Consider the following 20,594-nt stretch of genomic DNA (forward strand, 5'->3'; position numbering starts at 1 on the left):
CTTTACCGGAACCAATGTTATATAGTTAATCGTTAATGAAATAAGTTATTACAGTACTAGTGTACATTACAACAGAAGTATCATTTGATAATTAATAATTTGAAAAAATTTATGCAAGAATATCTCGTACTACTTTCCCTTCTACATCTGTTAGACGGAACCGACGTCCCTGGCTTCTAAATGTCAGGCGCTCGTGATCGAAGCCAAGCTGGTTTAAAATAGTAGCCTGGAAATCGTGTACATGCACAGGGTTATTAATTATGTTGTAACCAAACTCATCGGTTTCTCCATATACCATTCCCGGTTTTATACCTCCACCTGCCATCCAGATAGAGAAGCACCTTGGATGATGATCCCTTCCATAATTATCTACTGTCATCTTTCCCTGGCAATAATTGGTACGGCCAAATTCTCCGCCCCATATCACAAGTGTTTCATCCAGCAAACCTCTTTGTTTTAAATCTGTAATCAGCGCTGCAGATGATTGGTCAACGTCTTTTGCCTGTCCACGCATTTCATTAGGAAGATTACCGTGCTGGTCCCATCCCTGGTGATACAATTGTACAAAGCGAACGCCATTTTCTGATAATTTTCTCGCGAGTAAGCAATTCGCAGCATAGGTGCCAGGAACAAGACAATCTGATCCGTATAATTTTACAATGTCATCAGGCTCTTTGCTTACATCTAAAATTTCGGGCACGGCGGTCTGCATACGATAGGCCATTTCATACTGCTGGATTTTCGTTGCAATTTCAGGGTCACCGAAATTTTTATATTCCATTTCATTCAAAGCTGCTACTTTATCCAGCATACTTCTTCTTGCTTCCCTGTCTATTCCATCCTGGTTTTGCAAATATAAAATAGGATTTTCTCCACTGCTGAATTGAACTCCCTGGTGTATAGAATCTAAAAATCCGTTGCTCCATAATTTTGAGTAAACTCCCTGGCCATTTCCTTTTCCGCGTGATAGCAAGACACAAAATGCGGGTAAATTCTTATTTTCCGTTCCCAAACCATAGCTTACCCACGAACCCATGCTTGGCCTGTTTCCCTGTTGTGCGCCCGTCTGGAAAAAAGTTAATGCAGGATCGTGATTAATTGCTTCAGTATGCATTGACTTAACAATGCAAATGTCATCTACAATTTTAGCCATATGAGGAAATAACTCACTGACCCACGCCCCAGACTCTCCATACTGGTTAAACTTATAAAAAGAACCCACAAGCGGAAACTTTTTCTGTTGCGATGTCATACCTGTCAACCTCTGTCCCTTACGGATAGACTCCGGCAAATCCTGCCCCATCAACTTTGTAAGGGTCGGCTTATAGTCGAAAGACTCTAACTGTGATGGAGCTCCATTTTGAAACAAATAAATGACTCTTTTTGCCTTAGGAGCAAAATGAGGGATGCCAGGCAAAAAATCTGCTTCATCATCTTTTGACTTGTTGAAAAGATCAGGGATAAGTAATGATCCAAGCGCAACACTCCCAAGACCGATGCTAAGATTAGACAGGAAGTGACGCCGGTTTATATTTAACCCATGCTCTAAAATCTCTTTGTCCATAATTAAATTAAGTTTTAGTAATGGCTTCCTCCATATTATATATTACCTGCATTACCTGCATCATCGCTGCTAAATCTACATTTGATTTAACCGCAGGCTTGTACTCTCCCACTTTTATTACTTTGTTTGCGGCATCGGGATTTGCTGCAAATGAATCATGTCTTTCCTTCCAGTAATTAAAAAGAATCTTAATTTCTTTATCATCTGGTTTACGACACACAATTCTTCTAAACCCATTGCTTATGGCGGCTTCTGTAGCATTGCTATATTTCGTCAATAAATGATCAGACAAGGCTAAGGATGCCTCGAGCACAATTGGGTCATTCATCATTACAAGGGCCTGTAACGGCGTGTTGGTGTGTGAACGTTTGACTTCGCATTGGTCACGGTTGCTGGCATCGAATATTATCATGTTAGGCGGAGGCACTGTACGCTTTATAAAAGTGTACATTCCCCGTCGATACAATAACTGGCCGGTGTCTTGCTTATAGGTTGCTAACTGTCCTCTTCCAGATGTGGCCATTTCCCAAAGGCCTGCAGGTTGATATGGCTTTATACTGGGTCCGCCGATTGTTTTATTCAGTAGTCCGCTGCTCTCCAGAACCATGTCTTTTACCAATTCTGCCTGCATTCTTATTCGTGGCGCATAAGAGTAGAAAACATTCTCCGGATCAGCTTTTAATTTTTCTTTTGAAATGATGGCTGACTGGCGATATGTGGCGGACATTACAATTTGTTTAACCAGTCTTTTTATATCCCATCCATGTTCCCTAAAGTCTACGGCCAGCCAATCGAGCAATGCAGGGTGTGAAGGCAAAGAACCTTGCATACCAAAGTCAGCTGCAGATTTTACTATACCTTTTCCGAAAAATTCCTGCCATAATCTGTTCACAAAGACCCTTGCTGTCAAAGGGTTCTGAGGGTTAAACAACCATTTCGACAATCCGAGGCGATTATGCGGATATTCTTTAGGAAAAGGCAAAATCGAATGAGGTGTTGACGGCTCTACCTCATCTCCATGCTGATCATAATTCCCCCGAAGCAGAATAAAAGTCTTTCTCAATGTATCCCTGTCTTTCATTATAGATACTTCTAATTTATTAGTATCTGTTTTATTGAGATAATGCAGAATCCCCTTGAGATCATCGTTAGTAATTTCCATGCGAGGATTCTTCGCATAAGTTTCCCTGCCGCCAACGGTTGATTCAATACCGACTTCTTTTATATTATTAAAAAAAGCAGACATCTGATAATACTCCTTTTGGGAAAAAGGATCAAATTTGTGATCGTGACATTTGGCACATTCAATAGTAGCACCCAATATGCCACGACCTAAAGTTGTGACTCTGTCGTCTACATACATCACACGATATTCTTCATCTATCACACCTCCTTCTTCTGTTATCTTATGGTTACGATTAAAGCCTGTTGCCAACAACTGTTCTTTTGTGGCATTTGGCAAAAGATCGCCTGCCAGTTGCCAGGTAATAAATTGGTCATAAGGCATGTTGTTATTAAATGCATGAATTACCCAATCTCTCCATGGCCATTGCGTCCGGTAATTATCATCCTGGTATCCATGAGAGTCTGCATAACGGGCTACATCAAGCCATGGAATAGCCATTCGTTCGCCGTAGGAAGGTTGTTTTAGTAATTGATCTACCATTTTTTCGTAAGCATTGGTAGAATTATCCTTTAAAAAAGCATCTGTTTGTTCAGGTGTGGGAGGCAAGCCTGTAAGGTCAAATGAAATTCTTTTTAATAATCTTTCTTTATCAGCTTCGTCGTTTGGAGTTAGTTTTTTTTCTTCTAACTGCTTTAAGACGAAATAATCAATTTCATTTTTTGGCCATTCTTTATTTTTTACTAGGGGTAAAGGAGCTTTTTTCGGAGCAGTGAAAGCCCAATGTTTTTCATACTTAGCACCCTGTTCTATCCATTTTTTTATGATAGCTATTTCAGTTTCTGACAGTCCCGGCAAATTGCTGGAAGTAGGCGGCATCTTTATAGCCGTATCAGTACTGCTAACACGAACAAACAATTCGGAAAGTTCTGGTTTGCCTGGCACCAACGCATGTGCCCTGGGATGTTCTTGTAGTGCTTTATAAGCTTCTTCAGCTATATCCAAACGCAACCCTGCCTGCCGCTTATTTGCGTCAGGACCGTGACAATTAAAACATTTGTCAGAAAGTATTGGGCGAACCTGGAAATTGTAACTGATACTTTCATCTGAACTGACTTTGTCGCTATTATTAACACTGTTGCAGGATGATGTATATATAAATAGTAATCCCGAAATAGAAATTAATAAAAGAACGAGAACTTTCTTCATAGACAAACTTTAGACAATGGCAATCGAATAGAAAGCGTAAGTTAGTAAGAATTTCCCTTACATATAACGAGATGTTTAATACCAGGAATAAAAAATTTCTGCTCAAATGGCATATATCAGGCATTTAAAGAGCGATTAGTCCCTCTTTAAATTGGGTTTAAAATATTCGATATATCCATTACAATCGCTTTTATCAACATTTAATTTGGCAAAAAAATTTTTCTTTAAATCACTTACGGCATAAAAGTTTTTATTTCAAAACGCTCTATTATAATTTCATTAGTTCTTAACTTCCCGATTCAATTAAATCTGATGCGTTTTATTGCTTGTGTTGTTTTTTGTTTTGTTTTAAATACAGATCTTTCCTCTCAATCCTTATTTAAACACGGTCGCTTACAAGTTGCTAAAGATAGACGGCATCTTCAATTTGCAGATGGAAAGCCTTTTTTTTGGTTGGGTGATACAGGCTGGGAATTATTTCATCGTCTTACATTAGAAGAAATAAAACAATACCTGGACAATCGTGCAGCAAAAGGTTTTACAGTGATACAAGCGGTAGCTTTAGCAGAATTTGATGGCTTGCGGAAACCAAATCAATATGGCGAAGTACCATTTAAAAATTTAGATCCTACGCAACCCAATGACAAATACTTTAAAGTCGTTGATAGTGCTGTTCACATGGCAAAACAGCGAAATTTATTTATTGGATTACTGCCAACGTGGGGCGATAAAGTAACGAAACTTTGGGGAGAAGGACCGGTTGTATTTGACAGCAGCAATGCATACACTTACGGTAAATGGATAGGCAACAGGTATAAAAAAGAACCGAATATTATTTGGATACTAGGTGGAGACAGGCCGGCGGTTAATGACAGCAACGACTGGAGACCAATTTGGAGGGCAATGGCGAGAGGTATTATTGAAGCCACCAATCATCACTGCATTATTACTTATCATCCCTCGGGCGGCGAAAACTCTACTTCTCAATGGATACATAATGAGCCCTGGTTAGACATGAATATGTTTCAATCGGGCCATGGTGGCGGACACGATGTAGCATGCTGGGATCTGGTAAAAAGAGATTATACGTACTCTCCTGCCAAACCAACTTTAGACGGAGAACCAAACTATGAAGACCATCCTGTTAATCCATGGCCAAAATGGAACCCCGATAATGGCTATTATCGTGATTATGATGTTCGCAAACAAACTTATCGTTCGGTTTTCGCAGGTGCATGTGGTGTTACTTATGGTCACCATGCTATCTGGCAATTTATGAGTGCAAGAGAAGAAACTATTAACTATCCTGATCGCGGCTGGATCAATGCTATGGATCGGCCGGGGGCATACCAGGTTGGGTATTTACGAAAGTTGATTGAGTCAAGACCGATGCTGCAAAATGTTCCTGATAATTCAATTATAGCGAAAGGCCAGGGAGAAAAAGGTGAACATATAGAAGCCTTTCGTGCACAAGATAAAAGTTTTGCAATGATATATTTGCCGGTAGGAAAAACGATTACAATCAACACGAAGAATCTATCTAATCAAATTGTCGGATGGTGGTTTAATCCCAAAGATGCTACAACAGAGCAAGCACAAATATTAGAAAAAAAAGATACAATGGAATTTACTTCACCAACAACCGGTACCGGAAACGATTGGGTGTTGGTAATTGATGATGCAGCCAAGGGTTACAGAGCACCTGGTAAATAAGTTATGAGGTTTCTCCGAAGAAAGATACATCTTGTATTTTACTTTAGGTAAATGAACTATTAATTGTTTTGTGTATCAAAATAATCTCTCAGCAGGCGGGCGTACACCGGCCAGACGTAGATAAACAGTAGTTTGACCTCTATGGTGAGTCTGATGTTCAAACGCTTTCATTAACCACCTTAATCTCGATGCTGTAAAAGACTGGCCCATATTAAGTGTAACGGGTTCCATAAGAGATGTTGCGTTCAACTTTTTTATAGCATTTATGGCAAAATCGTAACCCATATTAACGTAATACATAACAGAATCAGCTGTTTGGGCAGAAGTGCTTTTTTCAAGATCAGGACCAGAATAAGAAGATTTTTCTCCGGTGGCAGTTGACACAAAAAACATATTAGCCTGGGTGAGATGTAATAATTGCTGTGCAAAACTTCTAACACTATCAGTAGCCCTTAGTGAATATTTGTCGGAAGGCATAGCTTTCATATAATCCTGCGTATACTCCCTGGCGCGCTCCCAATCTTTAACAAGCATATTCTTTATTGAATCAGGAGAAATATTTGCCTGGCAAAAGGTATCACGAGTATTACCGAAACAAAGAACAACTAAAACCATAAGTTTTGGAATATAATTCTTTATCATAAAATATTTTTCTCCAAAATACAATATGTTTTAAAGATCTAATAGCATTAGAAAAATTATTTAAGAAAGCAGAACAGCTCATTTGTATTGAATGTACAAAGACTGTATTGCAAATAAGAACTAAATAAATTATATTTATTCTACCAAAACTAAAATATTTTTTTATGAGCAACAGAGTGGTTCATTTTGAAATTCCCTGTGACGATCCGGATAAAACAATGGAATTTTTTAAAGAAGTATTTGGATGGGGTTTTCAGTCGTACGGGCAGGAGCAATATTGGTTAGCTACAACAGGTGATGATAAATCGCCGGGTATAAATGGAGCTATAATGAAAAAGCGCGATCCAAAACAGCCTTTGGTTAATACTCTTTCAGTTACAAACATCGATGAAAGCATTCAAAAAATTGAAAAAGCCGGAGGAAAAATAGTAATGCCCAAAATGGCTGTTCCTTCTATGGGCTGGGTAGTTTACTTTACAGATCCTGATGGTAACATTCATGGAGCCTGGCAGGATGACAAAGATGCAAAGTAGTCTTAAGCAATGATTGAGAAAGTGTTTGCCTTTCAAGCGAGAAAACCTGCAAGGCCTACAATTAATTATTGCCTTTGAAAAGTAATTATAAAAGTACCCTGAAGAGTAGAAGTGGTCGTAGCGCCGTCTTCAGTATTTGTTGTTGACTGCGTTGCTGATTGAATTAAATATAGCTTGTCACTTTCAAGTTTTATTTTTGCACCGCTTGGTTCTGTCATCTGAGTTATATCGCTCATGAACGTAGAACCTGTTTCGAAATATACTGAATCTGCTCCCACCATTTGATATGTAGTTGAGGCACTTGATGCAGGAGCAGCAAACTGAACAGGTAACGAAAGGGTATCAGTAAGTTCTCCATTTTCATAAATAGAAGATTTTGAGAATGCATTTATAGAGTATGAAATATTATTTGTAGTCATTTTCGTTCCATCTATTCTAAGCGTACCAGCATTTTTTTCGGAGATATACTCACTCATCGTCACCGTTTTTACAACATTCGATCCTTCGGTTATTTCCTGTGCATTACTTGTTCTTCCTTCTATCGAAATAAATCCCCAGTTACCAGTTATACCAGATTGAATGGCTACTGTTTGTGGCTGTTCAATACCTTTTTGACAGCAAACGAAAGCAAACGAAATGATGACAGAGGAGAATACAATGATGAGATTCTTAGACATATAGGTTTAAATTAAGTAAATCAATGAATTGATAATTATGGTTTGACTCCAACGAAATATTCCCGGAATTTATTTTTAGTCAAATAAAATATTGCGGTGCAATCGTTCATTTTATTGTAGTTAAAGAATTCCCAAAGAAGCATTTGTAAAACAACTTTTGGGTTGATGGGTAGCTAATGGCATATGGGCACTAAAACTCTAACAACATATGATGGCTTGGGAGGCATAAAAATTTTATCGATATCTGATGAAGCTTTAGTAAACATTTTTTGAGTATAAATTTTAATAAGAACAAATGCAAACAAATCCAAAATTAAAAGGCCAGTCAGCATTAGTAACGGGAGCAAGCAGCGGCATTGGAAAAGCAGTTGCAATAGCATTGGCAAATGAAGGGGCAAATGTTGTAGTAGGATGCTCTTCTCACCCTGAACATGGTCAGCAAGTTGCTGACGAAATAAAAGCAAACGGAGGAACAGCAATGGTTTACCAGGCCGATGTAAGCAACGAAGAGGAGGTGCTGGCAATGTTTAAGGCAATGTATAAAGAGTTTGGGACTATCGATATCTTAGTAAATAACGCAGGTTTGCAAAAAGATTCCTCTTTTGTTGATATGACCCTTGCAGATTGGCAAAAAGTAATTGATATAAATCTTACAGGCCAGTTCTTATGTGCCAGGGAGGCTGCAAGAGAATTTATAAGAAGAGGAATAGTGAGTGAACGAAGCGCTGCGGCGGGAAAAATTATTTTCATGAGCAGTGTACATGAAGTAATTCCCTGGGCTGGACATGCAAACTATGCAAGCAGTAAAGGTGGAATAATGTTGCTAATGAAATCGATAGCCCAGGAACTTGCACCGCAAAAAATAAGAGTCAACAGCATTGCGCCAGGCGCTATTCAAACCCCTATAAACAAAGAAGCATGGGAAACACCTGAGGCCTTAAATAAATTACTAACGTTGATTCCGTATAAGCGAATAGGACAGCCTGAAGATATTGGAAAAGTAGCTGTGTGGCTCGCAAGTGACGAATCTGATTATATAACCGGAGCGACGATTTTTGCAGACGGAGGCATGACTTTATTTCCAGGATTTGCAGGAAATGGATAAGTGACAGTTCGATTAATTACCTTCATAAGATCCCATTTTCTTAAGTAATAATTGAAATCGATAATAAAATACCATCAATCGCATTATTTAAAAATACGGCTGCTAACGTTTAACTTAAATATTTAAGCACCGTTTGCTTATAATTTTCGAGGTCTTCTTCAGTAGTTAATTCATCAAACTTATATACAGCGCCATCAGGAGTACGGCGGACCAAAACAACTGTTCCGCCCTGTACTACTGTGCTTTGAGCTTTTGCAAACATTTTATTTAACTCAGTCACATTGCTGATAGTTTGCAATTCCTCTACTTCACTTACGTTTATAGTATATTCACTCATTTTGTAAATACTAGTAAGCTGGTTTAAAACCTTCGTCAACATTATAAGCAGGCCCTGTGTTTTCTTTCAAATCGTAGCTCGCTATGTCTTCATCCGTGACATATCCTTCATCGTCTCCGTATAAATATTTATCATTTTCCGTAACAAAGTAAATGGCAATAGCAGCAGCAATGCCGGCAATGCCTGCAAAAATCAGAATGTTTTTCATGCTATAATTTTTTAAGTAATCTACTATTGCAATTCATATACCACCAGTTGCTTCTTGGTATAAAGGTCTCAACGTTTACAAAAAGGTTAGTGACGAAAATTTATTTCATTATAAATCATAGTATCTTTCGATCTAAAAAATTGCTTAATAAACTTGCCAAATGAAATATCGTTCTCTAAACACTATCGTGGTTGTAATGTCTTTTTTGTTGATAGCTCCGTTTGCCCGGGCACAGGAAATCGATGTTAATTCAAAACAAATTACTTCAGTAAATTATGATCGTTTAAAAAGAATAGATACCCTTGTTAATGATTACATCAGTAAAAACTTTTTAACTGGCGCAGTAACACTTGTCGTAAAAGATAATCACCTTGTACAATACAAAGGATATGGCTTCTCAAGTCCCGAATCAAAAAAGCCGCTAGAAAGGGATGCGATTTTTAGAATTATGAGCCAGACAAAAGCGATTACAAGTGCAGGCATAATGATCTTGTATGAGCAGGGAAAGCTTCTTCTTGACGAACCGATTGCAGACTTCATTCCTGAATTTAAAGACCCTGTGGTAATAGATAAATTCAATGTTGCAGACACTACCTACACAACCGTTCCTGCTAAAAGAAACATCACCTTTCGCGATCTGCTTACTCACTCTTCAGGCATTGGTTATGCTGACATTGGAACTCCTATGGCAAATGCTGTTTATTCAAAAGCCGCTATTCCTTCCGGGCTCGGATATTTTGATGAAAGCCTTCTTGGGAAAATGAAAGCGCTTGGAAAACTGCCGTTAATGTTTCAACCCGGTGAAAAATTTGAATATGGTTTAAATTCAGATCTTTTAGGTTGTTTAATAGAAGTGATAAGCGGGAGGAACCTCGAAGATTTTCTTCGTCAAAATATTTTTGAACCTTTAGGCATGAAAGATACCTATTTCAATTTGCCGCAGTCCAAGGCAAATCGGCTTGCACCTGTTTATACAGAAGACTCTTTACATCATATCATTAAATGGAGTCACACATTCCGTCATATAGACCCAGATTACCCGGTAATGAAAAAGAAATATTTTTCAGGAGGAGCTGGCCTGTCTTCTACCGCATTTGATTACGCAATTTTTTTACAAATGATGCTGAATGGAGGGATTTACAATAAACATAGAATTTTGTCGCCGCGCTCGGTGGAACTGATGACCAGCGGACAGCTTGATTTTCTTTATAATGGTGTAGATAATTTTGGTTTGGGTTTTGCAATTACTTCGGCAAAATCTGCTGCAAGAAATCCTCGAAACGAAGGCTCGTTTGCATGGGGAGGATATTATGGCACTATTTACTGGGCAGACCCAAAAGAACATCTTGTTTGCCTCATAATGACACAGCATACACCAAACAGCCACGGAGATATGGCATCAAAGTTTGAGACTTTGGTATATGGGAGTCTTAAATAAATACAGGTTTTAATTCAACTAATAACTGGAAGAATGATATGAAAGGCAGCTCCATTATCTGGTGTTGACGAAGCAAAAATGTCTCCTCCGTGATTTAGAGCTACTTTTTTGCATAGCGCTAACCCGATTCCTGTACCTCCGTATGCAGTTTTACCATGTAGTCTCTTGAAGATCGTAAAGATCTGCTCAGCATACTTTTGGTCAAACCCAATGCCGTTATCTTTTACTATAATTTCGGTATATTTCTTTTCCTTCTTATAAGTTGTATTCTCTTCATCTTTAAAATCAATATCTTTTACAGTTATTTCTATTAAAGGCGGAATGCCCGATTTAGAAAATTTAAGAGCATTATTTATAAGATTGTAAAACAACTGATGCAACTGGTGAGGCACACCTGTAATGGCAGGTAAAGGTTCAACGGATATCGAAGCCGATTTTTCACTGATCACAAGCTCAAGATCATTCAATACATCAGACAGAGTAACATTTAAATCGACGTTGATGAACTGCTCTTCTTTTTTTAATTGGGTATATTCCAGTAAGGCATTTAAAAAAGCAGTCATTCGTTCCGCCGATTCGCTCGATTTATCCAGGTGCATTCTAGACCGGTCACTTAAAATTTCATAGCTTTCACTTTTAATCATCTGGTTAAAAGTTCTTATCTTTCTGAGCGGTTCTTTCAAATCATGGCTGGCCACATCTGCAAATTGTTCGAGCTCATTATTTGACCGGGCTAATAACTCATTAGCTTCCTGCAACTCCTTTGTACGCTCTCTTATTTTTTGCTCAAGTGTTTCAGCGCTTCTTTTTTCGTCAGTTATATCCATCACGGTACCTACAGTGTATTTGGGAACACCATTTTCAAGTCTGTGTTTTCCATTTACTTTCACCCATCTCAAAGTATTGTCAGGAAGCAGAACCCTTACTTCATAAAAAAGCTCGCCTGTTTTTGATGATTCTGCGTAAGCCTTATTTCTTATTGGCAAATCAGGTGGATAAATTGCTTTTAATAAAAAATCATGAGGTACGTTTTCTTTAGAATCATAGCCAAAAATCTCAGAAGTGCGGGAAGATTGGATAATTGTTTGTTCCGCTATATCAAACTCATAAGTGCCCAGGTGGGCCGCATCAACCGCGAGTCTTAGACTGGCTTCGCTTTGCTCAAGTTTTTGCCTCGCAATTACCTGTTCCGTTACATCTATGGCCATGTTAAGTATTCCATAGATTTCTCCCTCGGAATTTCGAAGTGCTTTATACGTAAAATTAAATAAGAAATCCTGTAGCTTTCCATCAACCATCAGTCTCACCCGATCTTCTTTACCCCAATAAGTTTCGCCCGTATTATAAACATCTGCAAGCAACTGGTGAAAAGGTTGCCCTTCCAATTCTGGCAGAGCTTCCCGCAGCGTCTTTCCAATGATCTTTGCATCTTTTCCCCATACTTTTAACATTACTTCATTAGCATATTGTATCTTCATTTCCGCTCCTATATACAGACCTGTGGCTACAGTTGCTTCAGAGATGATATTTTTGAGACGTTGTTCACTTTCTTCGATTTTTTTTCTTGCACTTACCTGCTCTGTTACGTCAGTCACTATACACATTACACCTGAAATAGTTCCATTTTCTTCAACATAAGGGTGATACACAAAATTTACGTAAACCAATTCCTCTTTACCATTGCGCATTAAAGTAGCTGCAATTTCGTTTGCATAATATGCTTTACCACTTCGTAACACTTCATCCATCAATTCTATAAATCCCTGGCCTTCTATTTCCGGCAGCGCCTCCAATATCGGCTTTCCAATCACATCTGCACTTTTCCCAATTAACGTTAAATAATTACTATTGACTAACTCAAGTACATAATCCGATCCTCTTAAGATACCAATCGCAACAGGGGCCTGCATAAAAAGATTATAAGCCTTTTTATCAAGCTGTAGGTTTTCTATTTTTTTATGATTTTCTACCTGTTCGGTTACATCTGTTACACTATGTATAATATAACTCACCTCTCCTTTATCATTCAAAACAGGAAAATTCTTTAAATTCCAATATCTTATTTCAAGGTCTTTTGTGGCGGGGCTTACAAGGTCATATTTATGAAAAGCCATTTCATCAGGTTTCTTTTCGTTTATTACAGTCAGAAGAGAAGAAGTTAGTTGAGCTTTGCCGGTGGCACGAAAATCAGCAGGATTATCAGGAAAAGCATCAAACAAATTCTTTCCTATGATGTTTTCTCTTGTTGTAAGGGTCACTTTAGCATACTCATCACTTGCAGCAAGTATAGTAAAATATGGGGCGTCAGGTTTTAAAATTAAATAGTTACCTGGAAGAGATTGAAAAATAGCCTGAAAGTCAATTGTATCGTTGTTCATAAATATATTGAAGCGCTAAAATTAAACAAGTAAAAGTAATGACAACTTTCCTTTTAAATTGTTTACTTATAAAAACCAACAAATCGTCGCAAAAGCACTTAAAGTTTATTTATCATCAGTTTGGTGTGTCAAAAATTTGTATCCATTCTACTTAGAAGGATAAAAGGTATTTGGCGACGAGAAGCATAAGAAACCTACAAACAATGTAGTCAGGAATAATAATGTAAAAAAGAAAGTTTTCTAGATAAAATTACTGTCGAATAAGTTGGACCTTTGCAGGGAAATGATAATTTAAATTGCATTATTTCTCGCTGCTATTTTTATTGTAAATTGTACTAAAATCAAACAAAATGAAAAATTTAAACAGCTCAATAAATGAAAGTGAGTTTTCTTTTCAAAAAGAAACAGATCCTGAAGTAGAGCCAAATGAAACGCCTGGGACAAAACCATCTGTATCACCTGAAATTGAACCTGAAGTTTTACCGGAGGAAGAACCAGGAATTCAACCCGGTACAAAGCCTGGAAAGAAAGATGATGATGACGATGATGATGATGACGATCCTTTTACTGAAACTGAAATTGGAGATGATCCCGATGAAATAGAAAAGAAAACTACAATAATGTAATTTCTAATTGTAAAAAGAATTTACAATTAGAAATCAGTTTTTATTTTAATAAAACGTCAGTCTTTATATTAATTAGGACTGACGTTTTTAATTGGTGCTGAATGTTGTATTGGTGTTGAATGTTGTATTGGTGAATTAATAGTAGCGGCCCTGCTATTATTACAATGTCCTAACGCATACCATATCACTATAAAAATAAGAACTGTACTAAAACATCCGCCACCTAATTTTTTTGCACCATACCCAGCAATTAATGCTCTGAAGAAGTTATTCATTTCGTAGGTTTTATTTAAGCAAGCAAAATAATTAAAAATTGTTCTTTAAAAAATTATTATTAGAGAGTGTGTATTAAGACTAAAGCCATTAGCTTTGCTTTGTTCATCGCTTATGTAATTCTTATAGATGGTTGAGTGATCATCTTATACGAAAAAGCAATTGACAAACTATAAAAATTAATAACCCTGTTATGGATATTGAAAAATTTAAGAAATTGACTTTGGATGAAAAGCTGTCTGAGCTGCGATATTCGGGGAAATTATTAGGATCGTACGAACGAAACAGTGAAAATAGTGGAGCAAAAGTTCCGGGCGATATTTATGAGTTGTACGATTTTTGGGTGTACCTCAGTGAAGATGAAAAAACTGTTGTGCCCTCCAGAAGAAATCCATTGCCTGTACAGGAACATTAGCGAAACCATGTTTTAGTTTTAGTAGACAAACATCAATTGTCTTTTTAAAGAATATATTTATATCATAAAAAAGAGGACAGGAGTATTTTTCAACTTCCACCTGTCCTCTTTAATTTATATTATTTAATATTTATTTCAAACGTAACTTTTGCAATATTCATTGCTAAAGCTTTAATAATAGTTGCCTGAAAAAACTTTTTTCAAAAGTGATGTAGTTCTTGCCGAAGCATCTTTTCGTACCTGCACTTCTCTTTCAGCAATTTTTCTAAACATTGCCTCGCTAACAGCACCTGCCATAAGTGTTCCCAAATCAAGATTAAGTTTATTACCAGCAATTGCCTTAGCAGGCTTAACTATATTATTCCATTGTTCATTTAGTTTATATTCCTCCAAAGCAGATAACATGATAGGTCTGATAGAGCTGCGAAGAGTATCTCCTGATGAAACTCTTAAGTAATCTGTAGCTGCAGTACCTCCGCTTTTAATGATATGTATGGCATCAGAAAATTTCATATTTCTGATACTATTTTCAAAAATAGGAATTGAAGCTGTGGCAGTCTTTTCCGCTGCACTACTTAAGGTAGTTGTAAACCTATCTATTTCGCTGGTAAGACCAAGTGTATTCAAAGTATTTAATACCTTATGTACAGGTTCAGGAAAAAGTGTGGCAAGAATAGTTTCTTTGCTAAATGCCCCTGATACATTATTATCCCTTGCTCCCATACTGAGTAACTGCCTGATCGCATCTGCAGCGTCATTTTGATTAAGCGTATATCGTAATGTGCCACATGAATAAGTCAAAGGCAATAAGATGATAAACAGGAAGGGAAGAAAAACTTTTTTCATGGTAAGTATTTTAAAAGGTTATCCCAGAGCGGGTTGTCTTGGCATAAGAAAATAACCTGCCGAAATCCTGTTTTATTTTGTTAAAATCATAGTCCTCAAATATTTACAATTCCTTTTAAATATTGAATTATTAAAAGGTAAATGATTGAATGTGCAATGAAAATAATGAACTGAATTTGATCAATTATTTTATTATAAAAAAGCAACAAGTATTAGTGGATAAAAATTTGAAGTTTTTTTTAAGTTATTACGTAAGGTAACTGCAGAGTTTATTTCTCCCGTCAATGTCTTTTTTGATTGATTTTATTTCTTTCTGCACGAGGATGAATTTATTTTAAAACAAGGATTTATATAACGAAAAAAGCACGGATAGTATCCGTGCCTTTGCTGATGAAAAAAGTAAATTTGAATTTTTTATACTATTGGGTATTAGTTGCAGCCTGCCTCACCGTACGGCCAGGTAAATAAATCTGGAAACCAACATTGAGATTTAAATTACTACTTGTTGTCTCGTTTCCGAAACCAACACGACCTCTGTATTTTAATAATCCTTCAAGTCCGATATTAGGAGTAATAAAATAAGCAATTCCAGGGCCTACGCCAAGACCGAGTCCATTAGTGCTATTACCAGATCCGGAAATATTTTGGCCCTCAATGCCAACATTGCCTTCAAGAAAAAAACGAGTATGCTTTACGGCATTTAACGCATTTCCGCTAAGGTATTGACGCGCCAAGGCACCAACACCATAATTCACTGTTGTACCTGCATCGCCTCCTGTTACAAGTCCAAGTTCTGCATAAGCACCGATAGCTGTGTTATCTCTTATAAACCAGGCTGCTTTAGGATCAATTAGCATGCTAAATTGTGAGCCTTTATTAAGACCCAAATTAAAATTTGCAATATCACCACCTACCAATACATTTCCCCGTTGAATTTGTGCTTTTCCCACATACGAGCTCGCTATCATTATAATTGCAAGCATTACTGTAATTTTTTTCATGATTATTGTTTTTTTTAAGATACTTAATTTTTATGCCAGCCTGTTATTATATTACGATTGCTTTTTATAAATTTTATTATTAATTGAAGTATCATCATCTATACCAATACCGCTTATAAAAGTCATTTTATCCTCTCGATAATGCAACTTTTTCATTTTATACGCACAATAAAAGCAGAACGTTTTGTTTTGAGTACAATAGCAATGTCAACCGTCGGTGACAAGCAAATAAAATTTGAGCCAATTTTAAAAACAAATTTCCCGACTGTTTAAATTAAAGGACATCTACCGTTAATTAAACGATGCATTCTCAGCTTTTTATTCCTGCAATAAATGAGAGTATTTTTTCAGCAATTGTATCATCGCGGTAAAGACTGTGCCCAAGACCTTCGGTAATGACAAAATCAACATTAGGCAATTCTAACCGGGTTAAAAATTCCATGTCTTTATACGGAGTTATTGTGTCGCCTTTATCGTGAAGCCACAAGGTTGGGATTGTTACAGATTGTATAATTCTTGCTACCGAATACCAGGAAGAAGGATGCCCCTCAATTTGCAATATCAATTTTTCCATTTCCTCTTTTAACTTGTCACTTATTGATAGAAAACGGCAGAAGTCATTTAAAGAACGAGTTGTCTCAGTAGCCGGAGCCACTAATACAAGTCTTTTCAGATCATTCATTTTCACTTTTTCAATTGCAAGCGCCACCGCAATTCCGCCAAAAGAATGAGCCATAATAGCCTCAAACGGTCCATAATCCGCATTTATTTTTAATATCATATCCCTATACAACAACGCGGTAATCGTTTTTCCTGAGCTTACTCCATGACCTGGTGCATCAAAAGCAAATACTTCAAAACCTTCTTTTAATAACGGCTCAATGTATCTTTCAAACCTGTAACTATTGCTATCGAACCCATGGCAAATTAATACTTTAGGTGCAATTGAATTGTCCGGTTTCCAAGAAAAACCGTTTATGTCATGATTCTTAAACGTAAAAGATAATTTATTAGCTTTTAGAAACACAGAAGGAATATCGTAACTCCTTCTTTTTGAATACGGTGTACAAAATAATTCAAATACTTCTTTAGTTGCTTTTGCCAGAGATACCCGCTCAAGCGCTTTGAATTTAATTCTATAATACGCTAAGACAATTCTTTGTATTAATTTCATCGTATGTAATTAATTCAAAAGTATATGAAAGTTGTTATTATAGGTACAGGAAATGTAGCCACCGTATTAGGCAAAAGAATACAGGAAGCCGGACACGAAATTATACAAGTGATAGGCAGACATTTTGAAAAAGCGAATTCCCTGGCTGCTCAACTACATACTGGTTCAGCTTATAATGTTCGTTATATAAACTTATGGGCAGATATTTATGTCATAGCTGTTTCAGACACAGCTATTTCTGCTGTAGCTTCCCAGTTAAAGTTGAATAACAAGATTGTGGTTCATACTGCTGCTGCTGTATCAAAAGATGTATTGGCAGGATGCAGCGAGAACTACGGTGTTATGTATCCTTTACAAACTCTTACTAAAGAGACAGCTTCAATACCTCCTATTCCCATCTTAATAGACGGAAATAATGACGTTACCAAAAAAACACTAAAAGAGTTTGCAACAGATTGGGCCGATACTGTAAAAGTTGCAAGCGATGAAGAAAGATTGAAACTGCATGTTGCAGCTGTATTTGTTAGTAATTTCTCAAATTATCTTTTTACAATTATAGAACAATACTGCACCAAGGAACAGTTGAAATTCAATATATTATATCCTTTAATTGAAGAAACAATAACAAAGCTGAAAGCCTTCAATCCTGCCGCTGTACAGACCGGTCCTGCTGTCAGAAAAGATTACATCACAATTCAAAAACACAAAGATGTCTTGCAGAATTACCCGGAATTAAGCGATTTGTATAACTTATTGACAAACAGTATCATAGCGTTTTATGATAAAAATAGTACTTTAAGTAGTCATGAAGAAGTGCCTTTATAAAGAAGCAGAAAACTTCAATTTTCTACTTCTTATAGTTTTTCTTTCGATACCGTTCCTTATACAATAAAAGGGAATGTCTTATTACAGATTAATTGAAATCATGTCTAATTATTCATCTATGTTTTTATACAGCTATTTGTGATTATATAAAACGCAAAATTCCCCCCTTATTTAATTTCAACACTTTTCGACAATGATTTCTAATACTTTTGCAGCCAAAGAAAGAAATTATGTACACTGTAAAGTTGAGATTTGAAGAGAAAGGCCGGAAACCCGTTACGTTGACCAATATTGAACCAGATCAAAGTATACTCGAAGTAGCTTTGCTTAATGATATAGAACTTCATCATAATTGCGGCGGCGTTTGCGCTTGCAGCACCTGTCATGTTTACATTGATAAGGGTGAAGATTATCTAGAGGAACTCACCGACAAAGAGGAGGACTTTATTGATCGGGCCGTTAATCCCCGAATCAATTCGCGGCTTGGTTGCCAGTGCGTTTTATTAGATGGAGATGGAGAAATTGAGGTAACATTGCCCGACCAGACACAATTTCTTGGAGAATAAAGAATAAGTTTTGCTTAATATTTCAATTTAAAATTTAATTACAAAATCACCAGATATGGCTCAGTACGAACCACCGATTTATTGGAAAGATTATGAAGATGTGGCCTTAAAACTTTATGAACGATTCGGTGATAGTTTTAATGAAGGCAAAATTTACCGCGTTCGTTTTACTGACCTCCTAGAATATATACTTCAAATTGAAGGTTTTGCGGGCGTGAGGGAAGAAAGCAATGAAGGTCACTTAGAAATGATTCAAAGCGCCTGGGTATATGAGTGGAGAGACAATCAGAAATAGACGGCTTTCCCAGCTATTTAAGAATAACAATAATAGGTAGCTTAATTTAAAATATTACATTCTATATCACATCATCAGTTTAATCTGTTAATCAATGAACCTCCTGGAATTGTTTAAGTCTGTTACCACACTTGCTTTTGATGTCGATGGCGTTTTAACGGATGGCTCACTAACTATTTTACCAAATGGAGTCATGGCAAGAAAGATGAATGTAAAAGACGGTTACGCTATACAGTTAGCAATAAAGAAAGGTTACAACATAGTGATTATTTCTGGTGGCAATTCAGAGGAGGTGACAGATCGATTAATCAAACTGGGAGTCAGCGATGTGTTTATGAAAGTAACCGATAAAGTGAGTGTATTAAATAACTATTTGCAAAAACACCATCTTTCCTGGAAAGAGGTACTATATATGGGGGACGACATACCAGATCTTATTGTTATGAAAAAGGTTGGCATTGCCTGCTGCCCTTCAGATGCAGTTGAAGAAATAAAGGAACTTTCTCACTATATATCCCCGCGACGCGGTGGCGATGCGTGTGGCCGGGATGTAATTGAAAAAGTTTTGAAGTTGAGAGGACATTGGAGTGATGATACTCATATACCATCTAAATAAATTAATAAGAATTTCTCTATTTCCTACTTTAATTTACTTATAAATCATTTTTTTTGAAACTTACCCAGGCATTTTTGCGGTTAGTGCGGTGGCCCAATTTGGTATTCATTGCTATAACACAAATTTTATTTGTGTATTGCATTGTTCATCCTGTTATGTTTTCCGCGGGTGCCACTCCTAACATTCATGGAGTTTATTTCATTTTATTAATGATTTCTTCGGTTATCATTGCTGCTGCAGGATATATTATAAATGATTACTTCGACATCAACATTGACCTGATAAATAAACCAGACAAACTTGTTGTTGATAAAATCATTAGTCGCCGATGGGTAATTTTCTGGCACCTTGTTTTAAGCGTCGCTGGCATTATTATGGGGCTTTATATTGACTGGAAAACAAATGTCCGCTTTCTCAGTCTTGCTAATTTGGCTTGTGTAGCATTACTGTTTTTCTATTCTATTTCTTTAAAAAAGAAGCTGTTATCTGGCAATGTTGTCATTTCAGCTTTAACTGCATGGGTGATTCTTGTTGTTGGCTGGTGCGAAACTTCCAACTTGCTTCAGCCGAATCTTATTGGCTCCTTCACTGAAAAAATCACCCGGATATCTTTTTTTTATGCAGGTTTCGCATTTATCATTTCATTGGTAAGAGAGGTGGTAAAAGATATGGAAGATATGGAAGGTGACAGGCGCTATGGATGTAATACAATGCCCATTGCCTGGGGTATAAATGCCACAAAAGTTTTTTTAGCCGTATGGCTGATAGTACTAATCAGTGCATTGTTGATTGTACAATTTTACGTATTGGTATTTCACTGGTGGTGGAGTGCCATTTATTGTATAATACTAATTATTATTCCTTTATTGTACATTTTTAAAAAACTGTTCTCGGCTAAGAACAGTGATGACTATCACCGGTTAAGTTCACTTATAAAACTTGTAATGTTTACCGGCATTCTTTCCATGATATTTTTCAGGTTATATTTATAGTAACCCTGTGAAGGAGAAATAGACTTTGCCAAATGCTG

At 36.8% G+C, this 20,594-nt stretch carries 22 protein-coding genes; 11 read left to right on the forward strand and 11 right to left on the reverse strand.

What is annotated here, in order from left to right; genetic code table 11:
• Positions 1–109: 109 nt before the first annotated feature.
• Entirely contained in the window at positions 110–1,564 is a 1,455-nt protein-coding gene (locus B154_RS0117630) for a DUF1501 domain-containing protein (RefSeq protein WP_018615589.1), read from the reverse strand.
• A 7-nt stretch (positions 1,565–1,571) separates the two neighbouring features.
• The gene (locus B154_RS0117635) at positions 1,572–3,896 is read right to left on the reverse strand and encodes a PSD1 and planctomycete cytochrome C domain-containing protein (RefSeq protein WP_018615590.1); all 2,325 of its coding nucleotides are present in this window, start codon (positions 3,894–3,896) and stop codon (positions 1,572–1,574) included.
• A 312-nt stretch (positions 3,897–4,208) separates the two neighbouring features.
• Here B154_RS0117635 and B154_RS0117640 point away from each other — a divergent pair, with 312 nt between their 5' ends.
• The gene (locus tag B154_RS0117640; RefSeq protein WP_018615591.1) at positions 4,209–5,609 is read left to right on the forward strand and encodes a glycoside hydrolase family 140 protein; all 1,401 of its coding nucleotides are present in this window, start codon (positions 4,209–4,211) and stop codon (positions 5,607–5,609) included.
• A 75-nt stretch (positions 5,610–5,684) separates the two neighbouring features.
• On the opposite strand, the gene B154_RS0117645 is transcribed toward B154_RS0117640, so the two are convergent.
• Positions 5,685–6,251, reverse strand: coding sequence for a DinB family protein (locus tag B154_RS0117645; RefSeq protein ID WP_018615592.1), 567 nt, complete (start codon positions 6,249–6,251; stop codon positions 5,685–5,687).
• 164 nt (positions 6,252–6,415) lie between these two features.
• On the opposite strand from B154_RS0117645, the gene B154_RS0117650 reads away from it, so the two are divergent.
• The gene (locus B154_RS0117650) at positions 6,416–6,784 is read left to right on the forward strand and encodes a VOC family protein (protein WP_018615593.1); all 369 of its coding nucleotides are present in this window, start codon (positions 6,416–6,418) and stop codon (positions 6,782–6,784) included.
• Positions 6,785–6,849: 65 nt separating this feature from the next.
• On the opposite strand, the gene B154_RS0117655 is transcribed toward B154_RS0117650, so the two are convergent.
• Positions 6,850–7,461 carry a hypothetical protein gene (locus B154_RS0117655; RefSeq protein WP_018615594.1) on the reverse strand — a complete coding sequence of 204 codons (612 nt, stop codon included), beginning with the start codon at positions 7,459–7,461 and terminating at the stop codon, positions 6,850–6,852.
• A gap of 295 nt (positions 7,462–7,756) precedes the next feature.
• On the opposite strand from B154_RS0117655, the gene B154_RS0117665 reads away from it, so the two are divergent.
• Positions 7,757–8,566 carry an SDR family oxidoreductase gene (locus B154_RS0117665; RefSeq protein ID WP_018615596.1) on the forward strand — a complete coding sequence of 270 codons (810 nt, stop codon included), beginning with the start codon at positions 7,757–7,759 and terminating at the stop codon, positions 8,564–8,566.
• A 109-nt stretch (positions 8,567–8,675) separates the two neighbouring features.
• Here B154_RS0117665 and B154_RS0117670 read toward each other — a convergent pair whose 3' ends face one another.
• Both B154_RS0117670 and B154_RS0117675 read right to left on the reverse strand, forming a co-directional pair.
• Positions 8,676–8,903 (reverse strand): hypothetical protein, encoded by a 228-nt coding sequence (locus B154_RS0117670; protein WP_018615597.1) that lies wholly within the window; start codon positions 8,901–8,903, stop codon positions 8,676–8,678.
• Positions 8,904–8,913: 10 nt separating this feature from the next.
• Complete coding sequence (locus tag B154_RS0117675; RefSeq protein WP_018615598.1) at positions 8,914–9,111, reverse strand: hypothetical protein; 198 nt, start codon at positions 9,109–9,111, stop codon at positions 8,914–8,916.
• A 160-nt stretch (positions 9,112–9,271) separates the two neighbouring features.
• On the opposite strand from B154_RS0117675, the gene B154_RS0117680 reads away from it, so the two are divergent.
• On the forward strand, positions 9,272–10,549 hold the full coding sequence (locus B154_RS0117680; protein WP_157580851.1) for a serine hydrolase domain-containing protein: 1,278 nt from the start codon (positions 9,272–9,274) through the stop codon (positions 10,547–10,549).
• Between the two features lie 14 nt (positions 10,550–10,563).
• On the opposite strand, the gene B154_RS0117685 is transcribed toward B154_RS0117680, so the two are convergent.
• Positions 10,564–12,927 carry a PAS domain-containing sensor histidine kinase gene (locus B154_RS0117685; protein WP_018615600.1) on the reverse strand — a complete coding sequence of 788 codons (2,364 nt, stop codon included), beginning with the start codon at positions 12,925–12,927 and terminating at the stop codon, positions 10,564–10,566.
• A 350-nt stretch (positions 12,928–13,277) separates the two neighbouring features.
• Here B154_RS0117685 and B154_RS0117690 point away from each other — a divergent pair, with 350 nt between their 5' ends.
• Positions 13,278–13,553, forward strand: coding sequence for a hypothetical protein (locus tag B154_RS0117690; protein ID WP_018615601.1), 276 nt, complete (start codon positions 13,278–13,280; stop codon positions 13,551–13,553).
• A gap of 68 nt (positions 13,554–13,621) precedes the next feature.
• On the opposite strand, the gene B154_RS0117695 is transcribed toward B154_RS0117690, so the two are convergent.
• Complete coding sequence (locus B154_RS0117695; RefSeq protein WP_018615602.1) at positions 13,622–13,828, reverse strand: hypothetical protein; 207 nt, start codon at positions 13,826–13,828, stop codon at positions 13,622–13,624.
• A gap of 191 nt (positions 13,829–14,019) precedes the next feature.
• On the opposite strand from B154_RS0117695, the gene B154_RS0117700 reads away from it, so the two are divergent.
• On the forward strand, positions 14,020–14,241 hold the full coding sequence (locus B154_RS0117700) for a hypothetical protein (protein ID WP_018615603.1): 222 nt from the start codon (positions 14,020–14,022) through the stop codon (positions 14,239–14,241).
• Positions 14,242–14,412: 171 nt separating this feature from the next.
• Here the strand turns inward: B154_RS0117700 and B154_RS0117705 are convergent, their stop codons facing one another.
• The 3 genes from B154_RS0117705 to B154_RS0117720 all read right to left on the reverse strand — a co-directional run bounded on the left by B154_RS0117705 (position 14,413) and on the right by B154_RS0117720 (position 17,262).
• On the reverse strand, positions 14,413–15,087 hold the full coding sequence (locus B154_RS0117705) for a DUF4197 domain-containing protein (protein WP_018615605.1): 675 nt from the start codon (positions 15,085–15,087) through the stop codon (positions 14,413–14,415).
• A gap of 419 nt (positions 15,088–15,506) precedes the next feature.
• Complete coding sequence (locus B154_RS0117710) at positions 15,507–16,088, reverse strand: hypothetical protein (RefSeq protein ID WP_018615606.1); 582 nt, start codon at positions 16,086–16,088, stop codon at positions 15,507–15,509.
• Between the two features lie 310 nt (positions 16,089–16,398).
• Complete coding sequence (locus tag B154_RS0117720; protein ID WP_018615608.1) at positions 16,399–17,262, reverse strand: alpha/beta hydrolase; 864 nt, start codon at positions 17,260–17,262, stop codon at positions 16,399–16,401.
• 24 nt (positions 17,263–17,286) lie between these two features.
• Between B154_RS0117720 and B154_RS0117725 the strand changes: the two genes are divergently transcribed.
• From B154_RS0117725 to B154_RS0117745, 5 genes are all read left to right on the forward strand, one after another.
• The gene (locus B154_RS0117725; RefSeq protein ID WP_018615610.1) at positions 17,287–18,087 is read left to right on the forward strand and encodes a Rossmann-like and DUF2520 domain-containing protein; all 801 of its coding nucleotides are present in this window, start codon (positions 17,287–17,289) and stop codon (positions 18,085–18,087) included.
• A 230-nt stretch (positions 18,088–18,317) separates the two neighbouring features.
• A complete protein-coding gene (locus B154_RS0117730; protein WP_026260278.1) occupies positions 18,318–18,653 on the forward strand; it encodes a 2Fe-2S iron-sulfur cluster-binding protein in 336 nt (111 codons plus the stop codon).
• 55 nt (positions 18,654–18,708) lie between these two features.
• Entirely contained in the window at positions 18,709–18,948 is a 240-nt protein-coding gene (iscX, locus tag B154_RS0117735) for a Fe-S cluster assembly protein IscX (protein WP_018615612.1), read from the forward strand.
• Between the two features lie 94 nt (positions 18,949–19,042).
• Positions 19,043–19,564 (forward strand): KdsC family phosphatase, encoded by a 522-nt coding sequence (locus B154_RS0117740; protein ID WP_018615613.1) that lies wholly within the window; start codon positions 19,043–19,045, stop codon positions 19,562–19,564.
• Between the two features lie 53 nt (positions 19,565–19,617).
• Positions 19,618–20,556: a geranylgeranylglycerol-phosphate geranylgeranyltransferase gene (locus B154_RS0117745; RefSeq protein ID WP_018615614.1), complete on the forward strand. Its 939-nt coding sequence runs from the start codon at positions 19,618–19,620 to the stop codon at positions 20,554–20,556.
• Positions 20,557–20,594 lie beyond the last annotated feature (38 nt).

The organism is Segetibacter koreensis DSM 18137 (genome assembly GCF_000374045.1).
Classification (GTDB): Bacteria; Bacteroidota; Bacteroidia; order Chitinophagales; family Chitinophagaceae; genus Segetibacter; species Segetibacter koreensis.